The organism is Erythrobacter sp. SD-21 (assembly GCF_000181515.1).
Classification (GTDB): Bacteria; Pseudomonadota; Alphaproteobacteria; order Sphingomonadales; family Sphingomonadaceae; genus Qipengyuania.
Map to the genome: position 1 here is coordinate 222175 of NZ_ABCG01000005.1, position 21252 is coordinate 243426.

11 protein-coding genes are annotated in these 21252 nt (G+C 61.3%); 6 read left to right on the forward strand and 5 right to left on the reverse strand.

Features of this window, described 5'->3' with window-relative positions; all coding sequences use genetic code 11:
* Nucleotides 1–4 precede the first annotated feature (4 nt).
* Complete coding sequence (locus ED21_RS10350; RefSeq protein WP_006833848.1) at nucleotides 5–904, forward strand: class I SAM-dependent methyltransferase; 900 nt, start codon at nucleotides 5–7, stop codon at nucleotides 902–904.
* 152 nt (nucleotides 905–1056) lie between these two features.
* Here the strand turns inward: ED21_RS10350 and ED21_RS10355 are convergent, their stop codons facing one another.
* On the reverse strand, nucleotides 1057–3975 hold the full coding sequence (locus ED21_RS10355; RefSeq protein ID WP_006833849.1) for a TonB-dependent receptor domain-containing protein: 2919 nt from the start codon (nucleotides 3973–3975) through the stop codon (nucleotides 1057–1059).
* 225 nt (nucleotides 3976–4200) lie between these two features.
* Here ED21_RS10355 and ED21_RS10360 point away from each other — a divergent pair, with 225 nt between their 5' ends.
* Together ED21_RS10360 and ED21_RS10365 are read left to right on the forward strand one after the other, a co-directional pair.
* Nucleotides 4201–4716 (forward strand): hypothetical protein, encoded by a 516-nt coding sequence (locus ED21_RS10360; protein WP_034922204.1) that lies wholly within the window; start codon nucleotides 4201–4203, stop codon nucleotides 4714–4716.
* Nucleotides 4717–4759: 43 nt separating this feature from the next.
* The gene (locus ED21_RS10365; protein WP_006833851.1) at nucleotides 4760–5743 is read left to right on the forward strand and encodes a hypothetical protein; all 984 of its coding nucleotides are present in this window, start codon (nucleotides 4760–4762) and stop codon (nucleotides 5741–5743) included.
* 89 nt (nucleotides 5744–5832) lie between these two features.
* On the opposite strand, the gene ED21_RS10370 is transcribed toward ED21_RS10365, so the two are convergent.
* From ED21_RS10370 to ED21_RS10385, 4 genes are all read right to left on the reverse strand, one after another.
* Complete coding sequence (locus ED21_RS10370; RefSeq protein WP_006833852.1) at nucleotides 5833–7845, reverse strand: S9 family peptidase; 2013 nt, start codon at nucleotides 7843–7845, stop codon at nucleotides 5833–5835.
* Nucleotides 7846–7950: 105 nt separating this feature from the next.
* The gene (locus tag ED21_RS10375) at nucleotides 7951–11475 is read right to left on the reverse strand and encodes a TonB-dependent receptor domain-containing protein (RefSeq protein ID WP_006833853.1); all 3525 of its coding nucleotides are present in this window, start codon (nucleotides 11473–11475) and stop codon (nucleotides 7951–7953) included.
* 344 nt (nucleotides 11476–11819) lie between these two features.
* Complete coding sequence (gene clpB, locus ED21_RS10380; protein WP_006833854.1) at nucleotides 11820–14396, reverse strand: ATP-dependent chaperone ClpB; 2577 nt, start codon at nucleotides 14394–14396, stop codon at nucleotides 11820–11822.
* Between the two features lie 142 nt (nucleotides 14397–14538).
* A complete protein-coding gene (locus ED21_RS10385; protein WP_006833855.1) occupies nucleotides 14539–15987 on the reverse strand; it encodes an ATP-binding protein in 1449 nt (482 codons plus the stop codon).
* A 118-nt stretch (nucleotides 15988–16105) separates the two neighbouring features.
* On the opposite strand from ED21_RS10385, the gene ED21_RS10390 reads away from it, so the two are divergent.
* The 3 genes from ED21_RS10390 to ED21_RS10395 are packed head-to-tail and all read left to right on the forward strand — an operon-like array spanning nucleotide 16106 to nucleotide 21226.
* The gene (locus tag ED21_RS10390) at nucleotides 16106–18301 is read left to right on the forward strand and encodes an acylase (protein WP_006833856.1); all 2196 of its coding nucleotides are present in this window, start codon (nucleotides 16106–16108) and stop codon (nucleotides 18299–18301) included.
* Nucleotides 18302–18356: 55 nt separating this feature from the next.
* The gene (locus ED21_RS15995; protein WP_006833857.1) at nucleotides 18357–19130 is read left to right on the forward strand and encodes a pitrilysin family protein; all 774 of its coding nucleotides are present in this window, start codon (nucleotides 18357–18359) and stop codon (nucleotides 19128–19130) included.
* Entirely contained in the window at nucleotides 19040–21226 is a 2187-nt protein-coding gene (locus tag ED21_RS10395) for a pitrilysin family protein (protein WP_006833858.1), read from the forward strand. The genes ED21_RS15995 and ED21_RS10395 overlap by 91 nt, the downstream gene beginning before the upstream one ends.
* Nucleotides 21227–21252: the final 26 nt, after the last annotated feature.

Genomic DNA, 21252 nt, shown 5'->3' on the forward strand with positions numbered 1-21252 from the left:
GCCCATGGACAGGGGAAAAAAGGAACAGGTCTGGAAAGCGTTTTGGGATCGGCAGCGCAGTGCCAGTTCCCCTTCCGTTGTCTCGGCCGAGTGGAACGCGATTTCGAAAGCTCAGTTCGAAGCATGGACCGACTTTGCCGAACCGCTTCCGAAGTCCGCCCGAGTTATCGATTTCGCGACCGGTGCCGGGAAGGTACCGATCATGCTGAGGGAGACCCGGCCGGACCTGGAATTGACCGGCATCGACATCGCCGACCCGCTACCCGATGCCCCGGAGGGCATTGAACTCAGGGGTGGCTTGAACATGGAGAACCTCCCGTTCGAAGACGACCGTTTCGACGTAGCAGTCAGTCAGTTCGGTTTCGAGTACGGGAATGTCGAGGCGACAACCCGTGAGATGCTCCGCGTTCTCGCTCCAGGTGGCCCTATCGGCCTGATGGTCCACCGCGGGGACGGGCCTATCCGCGCCCACAACCTGCGCCGTGAAGAGCAGATCCGTTGGGTAAAGGAAGAGATGAAGCTCTTCCCGTCCGTCCGCGACCTGCTCCGTTCCGACAACCAAGTATCGTCCGCTGCGGTAGAGCTCGCAACGGCGATTGCGAAGGAAGGCATGGAACGTTTTGGCAGGGGCAATGTCGCTTGGGAGATTCCGGAGGCGGTTCGCCAAACCCTAATCCTTGCTCCGCGCGGAACGCGCAAGAAATTGCTCGGAACACTGGATCTGATCGATAATGAATCCGAAAACGAACTCGGCCGGATACAATCTCTGTGCGAAGCTTGTGCGGTAGCGGATAATCGAGGCCGGTTGCTCGAAGGGTTCCGCACCGAAGGCCGGGAGGTCATCAACACGACCCCCATCCGAATTGGCGACGATACTCCGTTCGCCGATCTCATCGTGATCTAAACAAGAGCCCGCCGATCGCTTGACGCTAGCGGTCGGTGTCCGCCCGGTGGGCATCATCTCGCCCCCAAACTGGCGCTTCAGCGAACACTATCAAACAAAAAGGGCGGCGAACCGAAGTTCGCCGCCCTCTCTTTGGTGCTGACTATCGCGTCTTAGAACTTGAAGTTCACCGACGCGAAGAAGTCACGACCAAGCACGTCGTAGGTGCTCGGATAGGTATTCGCCTGTTCCTGGTTATCACCGAGGAGAAGCGAGTTCGGACGGTTCGTCACGATACCGTTCTCGTCGAACAACGGCGTGCCGGGAAGGGTGTCAAAGATGTTGTTGACACCAAACGTGACCGTGGTGCGCTCCGAAGCTTCGAACGAGAACGTCAGGTCGAGAAGATCGTACGTGTCGATCGTATCGATGCCGTTGTAGGTCGCGAAGTCGGGATCAGCACCAGTGCCTTGATCATCGACCGAGTCGAGGTGACGCCAGCGAAGCGAAGTGGTGAGCGGGCCATCGACAAACGAGGCACGCGCAGTCCACTTGAACTCCGGAGTCGGTTCCCCGCAGTTGCCAGCGAAGAAGCCTGCGCATTCGAACACATTGTCCGGATCGTTCTGATCGGGAGCGAAGGTGCTCGATTCGGTCCAGGTGCCGAGGAACGACAGGTTGAGATCCTGTTCGCCCGTGTCGGTAAGGAACGAGAATGGCAGCATCGTCGAATACACGACCTCGAGATCGACGCCCGAAACCGCGATATTGGCAATGTTCGCACCGCCGAGACGGGGAGCATTGTTGCGGTCGAAGGCACCCGTTGCATCACGCGTGCCGACGAAGCCAGCGCAATTGACGGAGGACAGATCGGTCTGCGTACCGTCGAAGCAAAGGTCGAGTGCAGTTTGGAGACTGATCGTGGTGATCGCGTCTTCGATCTCGATGTTGAAGTAGTCGGCCGTGAGGGTCAGACCCGGGACGAAGCTCGGCTGGAGAACGACACCGAAGGTGTAGCTGTCCGAGGTTTCTTCCGCCAGGTTCGGATTCCCACCGAAGAACGCAGCAGTCTGCGAGTCCGGCTGGATGATCGCGGCATTACCAAGGTTCGCTTCAGGCACACCGTTGGCGAGGCACTGCGAGCGCAGAGCACCCGAAGTCGCTGCTGCGGTACCGCAAGGATCGGTTGCACCGGGGAAACCGATGGCCGAGCCGGCAAACAATTCGCCAACGTTAGGAGCGCGAATTGCACGCTGGTACTGACCGCGAAGGATGACGTCCGGGATCGGCGAGAATTCCACACCGGCTGCCCAGGTGAATGCACCACCCACAGTATCGAGCGAGTAATCCGAATAACGGGCTGCACCAGTGACTTCGAGACGAGCCGAACCGAATTCAACGGGAATGTTAAGCTCCCCGAAGACTTCATTCACACTGTAACCGCCTTCAGTCGGCTCACCGGCGTTGAAGCCAGCAACGTCACCCGAAGCGAGGAATTCGTCCGGGATGAACCGGGCCGATACCATACGGCGCTCGACACCGGCAGCAAAGCCGATGGGATCGCTGTATTCGCCGATCGAGAAATCACCCAGCGTACCGGAAACGGCACCCGTGATGACCTGGAGCGTCGAAATATCGCTATTCTGCGCTTGGATACGGAAGCTGTTTACCTGTGCCGGCGTAAGCGTCCCGGCGCCGAAGATATTGATCGGCGCGTCACCGGTTCCGTCGAGACCAGCGGTGAAACGCGAAAGCGATGCGTTACCCTGCTGGATGTTCGAGTTGCGGGTGCGTGCGAACGAATAATATGCATCGTACTGCAGATAATCGTTAATCGGGCCGGTCATGCCGCCGAGAATACGGAAGGCCGAACGCTCGTCGAGCGAGTTACGGCTGCCAGCCTCGGTCAGACGACGACGGACCTGGAACGGAACGATGCCGTCGTTGGCATCATCACCCGATTCGCTTGCGTCCAGATCGTTAAGCGCGTCGATGGTTGCGTCGCTCAAGAATTCCGACACGAAATCGATGTCGAGGCCCAGATTGACGAGAATCGGGGTCGGAGCGAGTTCCTGGGCAACACGGTTGTTGACGTAGGACACTTCCGCATAAGGGGTATGGCCACCACCGATATCGTAATCAGCATAGCCGCCGATCAGATAGCGCTCCTGCGGGAGCTGAAGGTAGTTCGCCGGAGCATAGTTGTAGGTACGGCCATCATAAGGAACGAGATCGCCGGGGGTCTGGAAGAAGCCCAGTCCGTTGTCGTTCAGGATGTCGCTGTCAGTCGTGCCGTCACCCTGGTAGGTCAGGCGCGTTTCTTCGAGCAGCGAAGAACCGAACTGCTGAAGGGGCACGCCGAAGGTTTCAGCACCGATTGCGAAGGTCGAGAACTCACGGTCGCCCTGGAAGATCTCTTCGCGATTGTAATACTCACCGTATACGGTTGCGTTACCACGGCCGTCGGCGAAGCTGGTGCCGATAGCACCGTGAACTTCGTAGCGAGCGCCATCACCGCGGTCGGTGATCGAGTACTGACCGCCGAGTTCAGCGCCATCGACGTCCTTGAGACGGAAGTTCACGACGCCAGCCAACGCGTCCGAACCGTACACAGCCGATGCACCGCCGGTCACAACGTCGACAGAATCGAGCAGGAACGAAGGGATGGTGTTAAGGTCGACGATCTGCGCAGTATCGTAGAACATCCAGCGGCGACCGTTCACGAGAACGAGCGTACGGGTTGCACCCAGGCCACGCAGGTTCAGGGTAGCCGTACCGTTACCAGGGTTGTTGGAGAACGAGGTCGTGCCCGGAACGACCTGCGGCAGGGTGTTGATCACGTTTTCGACGTTGACCGTACCCGACAGTTTGAACTCTTCGTCCTGGACGACAGCAACGGGAGCAGCGGTTTCGACGTTGCGGCGTGCGATACGCGAGCCGGTAACGACGATCGGTGCGATAGCTTCCTGCGGCTCGGCCTGCAGCGCAGGTTCGTCCTGTTCGTCGACCTGCGCAAGTGCGGGCGAGGCAATCATGGCGCCTGCCATGATCGTGCCCGTCAGGAGCGCTGCCTTTGAGTACTTGTAAGACATTTCTATCCCCTCTGAGGTAGGCACCCAAAACGGATGCCTCGTAAGAAAGATGGATCCAGAGATTAATCTGAATATGCGCCACGTAGCTCACGAGTACATCATTTCGCAATTGCCGAAGCGCGCGCCATGTGTGTAACCTGCGCTCTGTGACATCTTCGTCACACTCGCCATAACCGGCAGGAATCCGCCCGTTGCGATCCGCTGGAGCAAAAGAGGATCATAGGAATGACACGAGGCTTCGTAAGGGCCGCTGCCGCGATTACCGCCCTTGGCTTGGGGACTGCGCCGGCGAATGCGCAGGAAGACGAGGACTATTTGAAAGCTCTGCGCGATTGCCGCCTTGTAGAGCAGGACAGTGCACGACTTGCCTGTTTCGATGACGCTGTTCAGACCGTCATCGAGAAGCAGGACAGTGGTGAAATCCGCGTGGTCGACAAGGAGGACATCCGCGAGACCCGCCGGGGTCTGTTCGGCTTCAGCATGCCGAAGCTAGGTATCTTCGGGGCCTCCGACGACGAAGCGGACGAGGTGCTGCAATCCACGATCACCGGCCTCCGCCGCTTGCGAAGCGATCACTGGGAAATAGAAATCGCCGCAGGAAGCGTATGGCAGGCAACCAACACGCCCCGCCGGTTCAAGCCCGAAACCGGAGCCAGCGTGGAATTGGAGCAAGCGGCGATGGGTTCGTACTGGCTCAGGGTCGATGGCGAGATGGGCGTCAAGGCCCGCCGCATTCGCTGAGCCTGCCCGCCCTTTGAAAACTTAGCGTTCGGGTATTTGCCGCATGAACGATCCCATTCAGACGATCTCGTCCGATGCATGCTGGCTACCGCATGCAATCGATCACGCTTCCCAATCGATGATTTTCGTCCGCGTGCCCGATGATCGGCTGACCGGACCAGGTTTCCTGTTCGAGTTCGAGCCGGAGAACGCTGAAGACCGGCTGGCCGTCCCGCTGTCGCGTGTCGACGAGATCGAGGTCGACACCGCGCCAATGCACTTCATTTTCCATTCTGCCTTTTGTCGATCGACCTTGCTCGTCCGCGCGCTGAATATCCGGGGCGTATCGGCGGGTTTGAGCGAGCCGGGTATCCTTGCCGCGATTGCCGCCGATCCAAAGGCGCTGGGGCCGCTCATCACCCCCATCCTTCGCCTTCTGGCCCGCGGACGAAGCAACACGCGCGCGATCTTCATCAAGCCGACGAACCACGCGAATGGCCTCATACCGGCACTGCTTGCCGCTTCTCCGCAGAGCACGGCGATCTTGATGACCAATCCGCTCGAGCCTTTTCTTCTGAGCGTTCGCAAGCGCGGGCTAATGGGGCATCGCTGGGGCCGCAAACTTTATCTGGAACTTCAGGGATATACGCCCATCGACTTCGGCATGCCGCCCGACGAAGTTTTCGCCATGACGGATCTGCAGGCCGCGGGCCTCGCATGGCTGCTGAACCAGAACTATTTCACCACGCTGGCCAAAGGAGCAGATCGTACACGTATCCGCACATTGGATGGGGATTATTTCAATCGCCATCGCGGCGAAACCATTTCCGCGGTGCTGAAGTTCGCCGCTGATGGCGAGGATTTTGCGGTTCCAGAGGATTTGGGCGCTAGCGACGTCTTTCGACAGCATTCCAAATTGGGTGGCCAGGTTTCCAACCCGGTTGCTGACGAAGCGACAGACCAGGAGATTGCCCAGGTTGAACAATGGCTAGACCTGATCGGCGAACAGTTGGGGCTACAACTCCCGGTCAGCCAAACCCTTCTCTAGGTCGGACCTGCCTGCCCTTGCTCCATCGATAGCATGAAGAAAAAGGCCCGGCGCGACGGCCGGGCCTTTCTTGTAGGAATGGGCGCGAATTACAATCCGCCGGGACCGCAATCGTTAGCCAGGAAGTCCAGCATCTTGGTATAGAACTGCTTCTGATGCTCGAACATCAAGGTGTTGTAGAAGTGATCGGCGCCCTTGAGCGTAAGGTACTGCGCATCGGTTTTGCCGGCCTTCTCCATCGCATCCCGGTAGTCCTCGAGATGATAGTAGAGAACGCGGGCATCCACATCTCCATGAACCATTAGGACCGGAATGTTGACCTTATCGACTTCTTCGATCGGGTTGATACCAATCATGCCGCGGCGCTGGCCCCAGTCATCGATCGCCTTTGCAGCATAGGGATTGCGACGCTGGCGGTAGGACTTGGCCGGATCGGCTACGGCTGCACCCGCAATCGTGCACTGATAGAGGTTTGGCTCGCGCGAGGCGGCCACGAGGGCAGCATAGCCGCCATAGGACCAGCCCATAAAGGCAACGCGGTCAGGATCGACCAGGCCCTGCTCGATCAGATAGAGCACGCCATCGTCCTTGTCGTCCTGCATCGCGAGACCGTGTTCGCCATAGCCGGCATCGAAATGCTGCTGCCCCCAACCTGTCGAAATGCGGTTCTGCGGGCGCAAAACGGCGTAGCCAGCGTTGACCAGCAGCTGGTCCCATTCGTCATAGCCGACCACGCTATTCACGTGGGGGCCGCCGTTATGGCGGACGATGAGCGGGTACGGACCGTCACCCTTCGGCTTCATGAAGTAGGCCGGGATGGTCAGCTTGCCGTCACGCGAAGGATAGCGAATGAATTCGACATCGGCGAGCTGTTCGGGCTGGATCAAGGGGTTGCTGCTTCCCAGCTTGACCATGCGACCGTCTCGCACCAGCCAGTAGGACCCCGGATCGCGCGGACCGCTGTTGCGAACGATCATCGAATTGCCGTCACGCGAGCGGCTGGTTATCGAAACCTGATGCGCATTCGGAATCTGCGCTTCGAGCGCTTCGTAAAGCGCCTTCTCGTTCTCGTCGAACCAGATCGTCTGATACTTGTCCCACGGATAAATGGCGCCGACAAGCGTCTGATCGCCCGGCATCGAGCTCGTGCGGATCCCCATGATATCGGCCTGGTTTGTCTGGGCGAGCTTTTCGCCGAACTCGCCGGTAGCCGTATTGAACTCCCAGAGTGCCGCCTTGTCTTCACCGCGGTTGTCGATGACATAGGCAATGTCGGGATTGTCCGGGTCGTAGCCTTGCACGCCAATGAACCCGCTCAGGAAGCGGTACAGGTTCTCGTGCTTGCTCGCGTCGATGGGCTCACCGAGTTCCTTCCAGGAACTGTCATTGGGCCCACGGTAATAATTCTGCACCATGTCGCCATCCTGGCGCTGTGCGAAACGCGGATTACCGTCTACATCGAAAGAAATATTCGAGTACTGGCTGTTCCCGCGAAGTACAAGGCTCCGGGACCCCTTCACAAGGTCGAACTTGTAGTAGGAGCGAGGCCGGAACGCCGCGAACGGGTCGACGCCGGTTACATCGGAAACCGTCGTGGCTTCAGCTACAAGGATATGATCAGGTTCCTTGGGAAGGGTGCTGATGATATCGAAATTGCCCGGCAGGGCCCGGAATTTATTGGTATCGAGATTGTAGGCGTACTGCTTGTAGTCGTATGTCCCCTCCTCGGGACCGTTCACACGACTACGGTTTTGCTGCCAGGCACGACCCGAAATCACATTGTCGCTTACCCAACGCGCGCTCTGGATCTCCATGGGATCGGCGTTGAGGCGCCGGAACGGCTTGGACATGTCCTCGGTCTTGTAAATCTCGAGGAGATAATCCCCTTCTCGGCTCTCGTTCTTGTGAACAAGCACGTGCTTCCCGTCAGGAGAGAGCTGAACATTCGTGATGACATCGCGCAGCGCCCACGCTTCGATCGGCACCGTCGGCTGTCCCGTCGCGGCGGCACCCGACTGTGCGATAGCCGCAGGCGAGGAAAAGGCGAGCGCTGACACCGCGGCGGCCATGACGGATAGGGTGAACTTACGTTTCATCTTCATGATGCGACTCTCTCCAAACTCAGGTGACGAACCCTAGAAAAATGGCGGCCCCACCGCAACCGATGGAGCCGCCTGAATTACCTAGCACAAGCTAGATGAACGGCTTTAGAATTCGAACGATACCGAAGCGAAGAATTCGCGGCCATCGTAATCGTAACCGTTACCGATTGCAGTATTGGCAATCGCCAGCACTTCATTGCTGTCCACCAGCGGCGGAGCAGTGTTGAAGATGTTGTCGACACCAACGAGGATGCTGAAACGCTCTTCACGGAAACGCAGCGACGCTGTGTGAAGGAACTGCTCGTCCGCAAAGCCGACGTCGCGGCAGAAGCGACCGTCGCCCTCCACCGTACCGCTGGGCGAACCGTTGCCCAGGCAGGTGTCGGAGAAGAACTGCGTTCCGTCTTCGTTGATCGCAGGTTCGCCATCGGGTCCGAAACCGAACACGTCAGCAAACAGATCGATACCGTCGGGATCCTGTTCGACAGGGCCGGTGTAACGGATCTGATAGGTCAGACGGAACCTGTCGATATCTGCCGTGAAGGTCGTACGGCCGGACCACTTGGGCAGACCGAACTCGCCAGCGTCGTCATCGAAGGTCGTGTTGCCATCGTCGTTCACGAACAGCGAGCTGCGTTCGATGAGGTGGTTGGCGCGGACATTCACGCCGAGATCGACGATCGTGCCGCCGAGCGTGATTTCCTTCCCGAAGGTCGTGTTGATGTCGATCCCGCGAACGCTTTCCTCGTTGAGATTGAGGAAGCCGGCAAAGACATCGGACACGAGCATACGGCTCGTTGCGCTCGTATCGTACTCGAGACGATCACAGAACGCGCTGCGCTGGCCATCGGAACGAGTGAAACAGTCGTTTACGATGAACTGCGCGGACGGCTCGATAATCGAGTCTTTCAACTTGATGTCGAAGTAGTTCATCGCCAGCGAAACATCGAAACCGGCACCGAAAGTCTCTTCGAAAGAGAAGCCCGCGGTGAGCGCACGCGACGTTTCCGGATCGATTTCGAGGCTGCCGCCCGAAGTGATCTCCACGCTTGCGAACTGGTCGGTGTTGAGGCCTTCGTTGTCGATACCGACGGTCGTCGGATCGCGGCCTTCTCGGCGACAGTTCTGGAGGATAATCGGATCACGATCATCGAGGGTCGGATCGTAACCGCCGCCAAGCGAATTGAACGCATCGTCGGGTACAGCGCAGGGATCGAACAGGGTGTTGAAGCCCGACTGACCGGCCAGGAAGTTCTCGCGAAGGTTCGGCGCACGGAACGAAGTACCATAGGTGAACTTCAGCAACAGCGGCTCGATCGGACGCCAGCCGGCACCCAGCGAGTACGTGTAGTTCGTACCGTAGTACTGATCATCCGTAACACGACCTGCAAGCTTCAGGTTGAGTTCCTGAACGAGTGGCTTGCCTGCCTGAAGCGGAATATCGAGTTCGCCGAAGGCCTCCTTGATCTCCTTGCTACCCACAGCGCCCTGGTCGGCGAAGAATCCGAAGAGCAGACCGTTCGAAGCCACGAAGTCAGGGCTCGATGCGATCTCGTCGCGGCGATATTCCGCACCGAGCACCGCGCCGACCGGACCGGCGGGCAGTTCAAACAGATCACCCGTCACATAGGCGTTGAAGATAAGCTGTTCATAGGTGGTATCGAACGACCGGGTACCGAAGAGGTAATCCGTCTCTGCCTGCGAGGCAAACTCGCCAACCGGCGAGCCCAGCACGCTGGGTGCGAAGAGGTTCACCGGCACACAGCCCTGAGCAAGGTCGGGGGCCGCGAGTTCGGGATTCGCAAGGGCATCCACGTTACATTCGCCGATCACCTGCGGATCGCCGAAGAAACCGAAGAAATCCTCGTTCTGGTTGTAATCGTCGGCAATACCATCGCCGTCATTGTCGATGATCCCGTCGCCGTTGTAATCGGCGGTCGGGTCGAGACCGAGCGACAGGGCCAGGCGGTCTTCCCGGATACCACGGCGTACCGAGCTACCTTCCGATCGCGAGTATACACCGGCGACTTCGAACGCCCAGCTCGGGGCAATGAACGGCAGATCGCCGCGCACACCGGCTACGGCGCGATACTGCTCCTGCACAACATCGGTGTTGTCGCGGTCGCCCTGGATCGAAACGATCGGGGTCACCGGGGTCGGGATACCGGTCGACAATGCGAAGGGCGTACCGTTCAGGCCGTTCAATTCGTTGTCGACCGCACGGCAGTCGACACCGTTCGGATTGGTCACGAAGTTACACGGATTGAACTGGTTGAGATCAGGCACACTCGGGAAAAGCTGCGGAGCGCCTGTGTTGTCGGAGAAGATTTCCGCGCGGCTGTAGTTCGCTTCGAAGAACGGCGTGATGTTCGCCGCGCCGGGGAAAGTGTATTCGCCGTACGCCATCACGTTGTAGAGCTTCTGCTGCGAAAGGAAGACTTGCGACAGGTCGGCCCCATTGGTGTTGACGTTCTGGAAATCGACATCGCGAATTCCGTCACCATCGGTGTCGAGTTGATCGCCGAAGGCGTTGGTAGAGTCGCCGAAGTTGAAGGGGCGACCGGTTGCCGGGTCCAGCGGGAAGTTTGCAATGTTTCCGTTGGCCGGGAAGTATACCGAACCGAAACGGGTAAACGGATTGAAAATACGACCGCTGATGCCAGCGATCTTGCATTCGCTCTCGCTCACGCTGACGAGGCCGTCGCTATCGTCGAGAACGGTTGCATTGTCGGCGAGACCTACCGTGTAGATGTTGCCATTCTGGTCGATTTCGCGGTGGGTATCGCAACCTGAGAAGAAGTCACGGTCGCGCAGACGGATGGCATCGCGGAAATCGTACTCTGCACCGATGCCGAAGAAACCACGGTCAAAATTCTTACCCCAGGCGGCGCTGACGGTGTAGTCTTCGCCGGACCCTTCCGGATTGATTTCGCCACGGGCGAAAAGTTCGAGACCGTCGAAATCCTTCTTCAGGATGACGTTGGCAACACCGGCAACGGCGTCGGAGCCGTAAACCGAGGAAGCGCCATCGAGCAGCAGTTCGGTACGCTCGATCAGCGAACCGGGGAGGAGGTTGATCGACGGGTTGGTGGGCGCACCTTCCACACCGGCCGGCGCCAGACGGCGACCGTTGAGCAGCAGAAGGGTACGATCAGCACCGAGACCGCGAAGGTTCAGCGTCTGCGAACCCGGGCCGTTGTTGAGCACGAAGCCCTGGAAAGTCGCGTCGATCTGCTGACCGGCAGCGCTTTCCGAGCGCTGCAGAACCTGCGATGGATCGAACAGGCCGGCTTCCTGTTCCGTTTCCGAAGTCAGCACTTGCAGGGGCGAGATGCTGCTGTAGGTATCGCGACGGATACGCGAACCGGTTACGACGATAGCCCCTTCATTCTGCTGGCCGGTGGCACCCGTGTCCGTCACATCGACGACATCCTGGCTACCCGGGTCATTGTTGACGACACCATCGGTACCATCCGACTGAATGACGCATTCGCCGTCAACTTCTTCCTGACCTACAGGACAATCGCCGTCGTCGGCCGCTTGCGCAAATGCCTGCGTACCCGATACGAGAGCCAGGACCGATGCGGAAAGCGCGAGCCCCTTGAACGTATTTTGATTAAACTTTCGCATTACACACTCCAGTTGCGAGAACTGGAACCGTGCCCCTGTTCCGGACGACCCAAACTGCGCCCCCCAAATCGGCGCATATATGACAAGCTGTATCGTCGGGATACGAGGATCCCCAGTCCCAATGGGAACGTTTGTGCGAAAGCGTCACGGCTATGTCAAAGAGGCGCTCTACATACGCCACCCGTTTGGACCGGCACTGTGACGTAAATCACACATTAATAGATACGGTCGGCCTTCGCCCAAAGGAGGCGGGTCATTTCAGGAATGCCGACCCTGTCACAATCGCAATAAAATTATGAGTGGAACGGCCGGGACTTTTTCTGGCCCCGGCCGTCAAGTGCGAATCATCTGACCGTCATCTCTAGAGAGCCGTCGCCCTCGTCGATCGCTACCGTCGACCCATCTGGCACATTGCCCGACAGGATCATGTCGGCCAGCGGATCCTGCACGTAGCGCTGGACCGCGCGCTTCAGAGGACGCGCGCCGTAGACGGGATCGTAGCCTACGCGGCCGAGCCACTTCTTGGCCGCCTCGGTCAGGTCGAGCACGATCTTGCGATCCTTGAGCAGTTTCTGCACCCGCGCGACCTGGATATCGACGATCGGGGCCATGTGCTCCTGCGCCAGGCGGTGGAACAGGATGATCTCGTCGAGGCGGTTGAGGAACTCGGGGCGGAAATGCCCGCGAACCACGTCCATTACCTGCGGCTCGACCTCCTCGACCTTCTGGCCATCCTCCATGTTCGCCAGATACTGGCTGCCGAGGTTGGAAGTGAGGATGATCAGCGTGTTCGAGAAATCGACCACGCGGCCCTGCCCGTCGGTCAGGCGCCCGTCGTCGAGCACCTGCAGCAGCACGTTGAAGACATCGCTGTGCGCCTTCTCGACCTCGTCGAACAGCACCACTTGGTAGGGCCTGCGCCGCACCGCCTCGGTCAGCACGCCGCCCTCCTCGTATCCGACATAGCCCGGAGGCGCGCCGATGAGGCGGGCGACCGCGTGCTTTTCCATGAATTCGCTCATGTCGATGCGGACCATCGCCTGGTCGTCGTCGAACAGGAAGCCGGCGAGCGCCTTGGTCAGTTCGGTCTTGCCGACACCGGTCGGGCCGAGGAACAGGAAGCTGCCGAGCGGACGGCCCGGATCCTGCAGCCCCGCCCGCGCACGGCGCACGGCCTTGGACACGGCGTCGATCGCCTGGCTCTGGCCGATTACCCGCTTGGCGAGGATGTTTTCCATGTCGAGCAGCTTCTCGCGCTCGCCTTCCATCATCTTGTCGACCGGGATGCCCGTCCAGCGTGAGACCACGCCGGCGATGTCGTCTTCGGTGACTTCTTCCTTGAGCAGCGCGTTGTCGGTTTGTCCGCTGGCCTCCTGGAGCCGCTTTTCGAGCTCTGGGATCTTGCCGTATTGCAACTCGCCCGCCTTCTGCAGGTCGCCGCCGCGCTGGGCCTGTTCGAGCTCGATACGCGCCGCGTCGAGCTCTTCCTTGATCCGTGCCTCGGCATGGATCTTGTCGCGCTCGTTCTGCCAGCGGGTGGTCAGTTCGGAGGACTGCTGCTCGAGTTCGGACAGCTCCTTGCGCAGCGCCTCCAGCCGGTCCTTCGACGCGCTGTCGGTTTCCTTCTGCAACGCCTGCTCTTCAATACGCAGCTGGATGATGCGACGGTCGAGCCCTTCGATTTCCTCGGGCTTGCTCTCTACCTCCATACGAATGCGCGAGGCCGCCTCGTCCATCAGGTCGATGGCCTTGTCGGGCAAAAAGCGGTTCTGGATGTAGCGGTTGCTGAGCTGCGCAGCCGCCACGATCGCGCCGTCGGTGATGCGCACGCCATGGTGCAGCTCGTACTTGTCCTTGATGCCGCGCAGGATGCTGATCGTGTCCTCGACGCTCGGCTCGTCGATATAGACGGGCTGGAAGCGCCGCTGGAGCGCGGGGTCCTTCTCGACATACTTCTGGTATTCGTCGAGCGTGGTCGCGCCGATGCAGTGCAGTTCCCCGCGCGACAGGGCAGGCTTGAGGAGGTTGCCAGCATCCATGCTGCCTTCGCTCGCGCCCGCGCCGATCAGCGTGTGCATCTCGTCGATGAAGAGAATGATCTGCCCTTCGGCGCCCTTCACCTCATCGAGCACGGCCTTTAGCCGCTCCTCGAACTCGCCGCGGTACTTCGCGCCCGCAATGAGTGCGCCAAGATCCAGCGACATGAGCGTGCGGCCCTTGAGACTGTCGGGCACATCGCCATTGGCGATGCGCAGAGCGAGGCCCTCGGCGATCGCTGTCTTGCCAGTGCCGGGTTCACCGATGAGCGCGGGGTTGTTCTTGGTCCGCCGGGCGAGGATCTGCACCGTGCGACGGATTTCCTCGTCGCGCCCGATAACGGGGTCGAGCTTGCCGTCGCGCGCCGCCTGAGTGAGATCGCGAGCGTATTTCTTCATCGCGTCATACGCGTCTTCCGCGCCCGCGCTATCCGCAGTGCGGCCACCGGTCGCCTCCTGGATCGCGGCTTCGAGCGACTTGGCGTCTATGCCCGCAGCCTTGAGCGCGTGGCCTGCATCGTTGTCCTGCATGGCAAGCGCCTGCAGGATACGCTGGACCGGCACGAAGCTGTCGCCCGCCTTTTCGGCAAGCTGCTCGGCCTGGTCGAGCGCGCGCACGGCGTCGTTGTCGAGCCCGGGCGTTTGCTGCGCCCCGCCCCCGGACACCGAAGGCACCTTGCCCAAAGCGGTATCGATTTCGGTAATCGCGACGCCCGGATTGCCCCCCGCACGCTGGATCAGCTGCGCGGCCATGCCCTGCTCGTCATCGAGCAGCGCTTTCAGCAAATGCGCGGGCGTGATGCGCTGGTGGCTCATGCGGATGGCGACGGTCTGCGCCGCCTGCAGGAAGCCCTTGGCCCGGTCGGTGAACTTTTCGAGATTCATCTGAAAAACCCCTCATGCGAGACTTACCGCTCGAATATGGTGTTGCCATTGTGCAACACAAGTCCTCCCCCGCGAAATTTTGCGAGGTGTGTTAGTCGCATATAGGGGTGCTCGCGCAAGCTGCGAGAGGCAAGGGGAAATTTTATTCGGCGTTGACACCCTCGAGGCCGGGCACCATCACCGTCCGCCCGCCGCCGAAATCCTCTCGCACCACGATCAGCCCCTGCCGCTCGAGATGGTCGAGCAGGCGGCGGATGCGGCCCGGCGAGCTGGTGCCATAAGCGCGGGCGAGTTCGTTCTCGTCCACCTGCGTTTCCCCGGCATGGGCGGACTTGGCGATGACGAGGAAGGGGCCGAGAAGGTCGTCGTCCACCGCGCTGGCAAGCGCCATGATGTGCGCTTGTATCTCCTTGCCCAACTCCTCCAGCCCGGCGGCTGCAATCGCGAAGCGGCGGCGGAAGGCGTGCATGTCGGGCATGGGGCCGATCAGCCGCTCGCGCCGGCAGCGGGTCAGGAAAGTCTGGTACTGCGCGCTGGCCGACTGGAAGGCGATGCCATCTTCGCGCGAAAGTTCGCCGATAATCTCGGCGATGCGATTGGCGACATGCGAGGTGTCGAGCGGTTCGGCGGGCGTTTCGACCTGCCGTTCCTCGGCGTGGGCGATGCTGTCTTCAAGCTCGTCCACGCGCGGCGCGGGCGGCGGAGCCGGGGGCGGCGGAGCCTTGGCGACATCGGCGACCAGATCGCGGGTGAGCAGGTCGGCCATATCTTCGGGCGCGGTATCGGGCAGCGCCATCAGCCCTTCGCTGCGCGCGACCTTGCCGGTCTTCACCGGACCGATCTTCACCGCCAGCGGCAGGCGGGTGATTGCCGGCCCCAATGCAAGGAAGTGCCCGCGATCGAGTTCGCGGATACGCTCTGCCTGGCGGCGATCCATGCCCAGCAGGTCGGCAGCGCGCACCATATCGATATCGAGGAAGGTACGGCCCATGAGGAAGTTCGAAGCCTCGGCCGCCACGTTCTTGGCCAACTTGGCCAGCCGCTGCGTGGCGACGATTCCGGCAAGCCCGCGCTTGCGCCCGCGGCACATCAGGTTGGTCATGGCCGACAGCGTCATGCGGCGCGTGTCCTCGGCAATCTCGCCGGCCACTGCCGGGGCGAACATCTGCGCCTCGTCCACCACCACGAGCGCCGGATACCAATGCTCGCGCGGGGCATCGAAGAGCGCGGTCAGGAACTGCGCGGCGCAGCGGATCTGCTGTTCGACTTCCAGCCCGTCGAGATCGAGCACCACGCTGGCGCGGTGCTCGCGGATGCGGCGGGCCAGTGCCTCGATCTCGCCCGGAGAATAGGCCGAACCGTCGATCACGACATGGCCGAACTCGTCGGCGAGCGAAGGAAAGTCGCCTTCCGGATCGATTACCACCTGCTGCACCATCCCGGCGCTCTCTTCGAGCAGGCGGCGCAGCAGGTGCGACTTGCCACTCCCGGAATTGCCCTGGACGAGCAAACGAGTGGCGAGGAGTTCCTCTACGTCGAAATCGACCGGCTTGCCGGACGTCTCGTGGCCAATGGTGATCAGCGCTGTCACAATCCTTGGCTAGCGGTCCGAATCCGGAAACAGGAAGGCCGCCACCCCCTGTTTTGCCCAATCCATTGCCTCGCTTCGTCGCACTCGCTAGACGAGTTGCAGGAGAGGACTGAAATTTATGAAGAAGTGGTCGCTACGCATCGGCGCTGCCGTGCTTGTCATCCTGTTGGCTGCATTTATCGGCCTTGCGACGTGGGAACCGTTCTGGGCCAAGCGCGAGGCGATTGCCGCCCAGCAAGCAACCTATACGGCCGAGATCATTCGCGACGAATTCGGTGTGCCGCACATCTATGGTGAGCGCGACCGCGACGTCGCTTACGGCGTGGCCATCGCCCACTCGGAAGACGATTTCTCCACCCTGCAGGACGTAATCGCCATGGCGCGCGGCCGCTATGGTGCCATTGCCGGCGAAGACGGCGCGGCGATCGATTACGTCTTCCACCTGCTCGACGCGCGCGGTACGGCGGAACAGCATTATCCCGAGTTGCCCGAAGACACGCGCGCCCTGTTCGAGGCCTATGCCACCGGCCTCAACGATTTTGCCGCCGACAATCCCGACGAGGTGAAGCTGGGCAATCTCTTCCCTGTCACCGGCACCGACGTGGCCGCGGGCTTCGCGCTGCGCCAGCCGTTCTTCTTCGGTCTTAACGGAGTGATCGAACCGCTGGTGAAGGGTGAGGACCTGCGCCGCGAATACGGCCCCGACATTCCCGGCTTTCCGCGCGAGGGCACGCCGCCTGACGAACAGCCCGTTCACGAATCCGACGTCGCTTACTCACCTTTCGGCCGCGACGGCGCGATGAGCGGCTCAAACGCCTTTGCCGTGGCGCCCGAGAAATCGGGCGGCCCCACCATCCTCGTCTCCAACAGCCACCAGCCCTGGCGCGGCGGCGTTGCGTGGTACGAACTGGTCGTCGAGAGCGAGGAAGGCTGGCACTATGCCGGCGCGAACTTCCCGGGATCGCCCTTCCCCTTCCTCGGCCACAACGAAACGCTGGGCTGGACCAACACGGTCAACACGCCCGACATGGTCGATGTCTACGAACTCGAAATGGACGAGAGCGGCAGGCGTTATCGCTTCGGCGGAGAATGGCGCGACCTGGAGGTCGAGAGCGTGACCCTGCCCGTGCGGTTCGGTCCTGTCACCCTCCCAGTCTGGCGCGACGTTTATCGCAGCGTCCACGGTCCGGTGATCCGGAACGAACGTGGCACGTTCGCCTTCCGCTACGGCGGGATCGACAATCTTGGCCAACTCGACGCTTACTACCGCCTCAACAAGGTCGAGACACTCGAGGAATGGCAGGCGATCCTCGCCCGCATGGACATCCCCTCGACCAACTTCATCTACGGCGACCGTGAGGGCAATATCGCCTATGTTTATAACGCCGCCCTGCCCGACAGGCCGCAGGGCCCCAACTGGCGTGGCGTGCTCGACGGCAGCGATCCCGCGCTCTTGTGGGACGGCCCCGTCGAATACGAGGAATTGCCGCGCTACGTGAACCCGGCCTCGGGCTGGCTCTACAACGCCAACAACACGCCCTTCACCGCAGCCGGCGCGGAAAGCGATCTTGTCGCAAGCCAGTTCGCCCCCGAACTCGGTGTCGAACTGAAGCAGACCAACCGCTCTCGCATGGCGTGGAAACTGCTGAGCGAGGCCGACCGGCTCGACAGCGATACCTTGCGGCGCATCAAATACGACACTTCCTATGCGCGCGAGGGTTATATCGCCGATCTGTGGGACGCGCTGGCCGCGCTCGACCTGTCGGACCGCCCAGACCTCGCTCCGGCGCGCAACCTCCTGCTGGCGTGGGATTTCAAGGCCGACAACATCGGCCGCGGCGACAGCCTTGCGCTGCTGATGATCCGCGAGTTCATGTCCTGCCGCTACCAGAACAAGCCCTGCCCCGAAGTTCTGGGCGAGCTCGAAAAGGCGGTCGACCACCTCGAAACCTATTTCGGGCGGATCGACCCGCCGATGGGCGAACTGCTGCGCCTGCGCCAGGGCAGCGTCGACCTGCCGCTCGACGGCGGCTCGGACACGCTGCGCGCCTCGACCCTGTGGGACGTGGAAGAGGACGGCCGGCTCGCGGTGCGCCATGGCGACAGCTTTATCCAGTGGGTCGAATGGCTGCCGGGCGAGCGGGTAACCTCGCGCTCGATCCAGCCTTACGGCGCCGCCACCACACGGCCCAATTCACCGCATTTTGCCGACCAGGCGACGCTCTTCGTCCAGCATCGTATGAAACCGGTGCATTTCTGGCGCGAGGATGTGCTTGCCAACGCCGTCACCCGAAAGACGGTGACGCATCGTTAATCACTGGCTAGCGTGCCACCCGCTGCTTTTACGAGTCGTTTTCAGGGGAAATTTGATGCGTTTTAAGACTTTGCTGGCGGTTTCGACCGCACCTTTCATCCTCGCTGCCTGCACCACCGCACCGGCCTATGGCGTCGCCGATGCAAGCGACGCGAGCGTTGCGGCAACCGCCGATGCCGAGACCGGCGATCTCACCACGCTGGTCGAGCAGGTGGCCATTCCCTACGAAAAGTTCACGCTCGACAACGGCCTCGACGTCATCGTCCACGAAGACCGCAAGGCGCCCATCGTCGGCGTCGCCGTGTGGTACAATGTCGGCTCCAAGGACGAACCCGAAGGCAAGACCGGCTTTGCCCACCTGTTCGAACACCTGATGTTCAACGGTTCGGAAAACGCCCCAAACGACTATTTCCAGTACCTACAGGAAATGGGCGCGACCGATTACAACGGCACCACCAATTTCGACCGCACCAACTATTTCCAGACCGTTCCGCGCCCCGCGCTCGAACGCGCGCTGTGGCTCGAAAGCGACCGCATGGGCTACCTGCTCGGCGCGGTCACGCAGGAGAAACTCGATAACCAGCGCGGCGTGGTCCAGAACGAGAAACGCCAGGGCGACAACCAGCCGGGCGGCCTGGTGTTCTATGAAATCCTCGAGAACATGTTCCCCGAAGGCCATCCCTACAGCCACTCGGTGATTGGCTCGATGGCCGATCTCGACAGCGCCTCGATGACGATGTGCGCAACTGGTTCCGCGACAAGTACGGCCCCAACAACGCCACCGTCGTGCTGGCGGGCGACATCTCGGCCGCAGAAGCGCGTCCGCTGATGGAAAAGTGGTTCGGCCCGATCGCGCGTGGCCCGGTCAACGATCCGGCCGCGGCCGCGATCCCCGTACTGTCCGAAGACAAGCGCAGCGTCATGCGCGACAATGTCGCGGCCACCACGCTTACCAAGTACTGGGCCGTTCCCGGCATCACCAGTGAGGAACTGACTGCGCTCAATGTGGGCGCGAGCATCTTCGGCGGTCTCGCCTCGAGCCGCCTCGACGAAGTGCTGGTACGTGATGAGCAACTGGCCGTGGGTGTCGGCGCTGGCAATTACGACTTCCAGCGCGTCGGCATCCTGTCAGTCAGCGCCACGCTCAAGCCCGGCGTCGAACTCGCCACGCTTGAATCCCGTCTCGACGAACTGATCGCCGAATACATCGCCGAAGGTCCGACCGAGGACGAAGTGCGCCGTGCGGCCACCAGCGATCTGGCCGGCACCGTACGCGGCCTCGAACAGGTCGGCGGCTTCGGCGGCAAGGCCGTCACCCTCGCCCGCGGCGAAGTGCTCGCCGACGATCCCGGCTTCTACAAAAAGCAGTTCGACACACTCGCCACGCTCACCCCGGCCGACGTCAAGGCCGCCATGCAGCGCTGGATGACGCGCCCTGCCTTCACTCTCGTTCTCGAACCGGGTGAACGCGACAGCGAGTACGAGGAAGCCGCATCGGTCGATGCCGATGGCGACAACGCTTCGGAGCGCGACCGTGCGGCGGAGGAAATCACCGTGACCGAAGTGCGTCCGTCCCCGGCGATCGACACCATCGCCACGCTCGACTTCCCGACGGTGCAGCGTGCCACGCTGGCAAATGGTATGGCCGTGACCTACGCCCAGCGCGATGCGGTCCCGGCGACCTATGTCACCATGTCGTTCAACGCCGGCAGCGCCGCCGACCCGGTCGGCAAGCGCGGTCTCGAAGGGCTGACGATGCAGCTGTTCGACGAAGGCACTGCCGACATGACCAGCCAGGAAATCGCCGAAGAGCGCGAGCGTCTGGGCCTGACCATTGGAACCGGCGGCGGCGCCGACCGGTCGACCTTCACGCTCGCCGCGCTGTCGTCGAACCTGACACCGTCGCTCGAACTGATGAGCGAGATCATCCGCGAACCCGCCTTCAACCAGAACGATCTCGAACGTGTCCGCACGCAAACGGTCACCGGCATCCGCCAGCAGATGAAATCGCCGCAGGGCATCGCCTTCCGCGTGGTTCCGAACGAGATCTTCGGCGAAGCCACGCCCTATGGGGGGGTCAGCACGGTCGAAAGCGTGAACTCGATCACCCGCGATGACCTCGTCGCGTTCAAGAACCAGTGGATCCGTCCGGACAACGGCGAAGTCTTCGTCGTTTCGGACAAGCCGCTGGCCGAAGTCGTGGCCTCGCTCAACGCGGTGTTCGGGAACTGGGAAGCGCCGGCAGTCGCCAAGGGCACGAAGAGCTTCTCCGCGACCGGGCAGGCGACCGAAGGCGACCGGATCATCCTCTACAACCGCCCGAACTCGCCGCAGAGCTACATCGTCGGCGCGCAACTGACGCCGCTCGATGCCCGCGACGAGAATTACATCGACTTCACCAACGCCAACAACTCGCTTGGCGGCAACTTTCTCGCGCGTCTCAACATGAACCTGCGCGAGACGAAGGGGTGGAGCTATGGCTATCGCGGCGGCGCGCAGACCTTCGAGAACGCGGTGGTCTACTTCACGGCCGGCGGCGTACAGGCCGACCGCACCGGGGATTCGCTGGCGGAAGTGCGCCGCGAAATCTCCGAGTTCCTCACCACGCGCGGCGTGACCGAGGAAGAGCTGGCCCGCAACGTGGCATCGGAAATCGGGGAGCTTCCGGGCCGCTTCGAAACCTCCGGCGCCGTGCTGAACGCGCTGCAGAGCAACGCGCTCTACGGTCGCCCGGACAATTATTACGAAACCCTGGTCGCCAAGTACCGCGCCCAGACCCCGGCCAGCCTCGACGCAGCGGCCCGTGCGGCCCTGACCGACAAGGACTTCGTCTGGCTTGTGGTCGGCGATGCGAGCAAGGTGAAGAGCCAGCTCGAACCGCTCGGCCTGCCGATCGAGGTGCGCGAACTGCCCAGCGACGACTGATCGCAGCCAGTTCGGTGATATGAAAA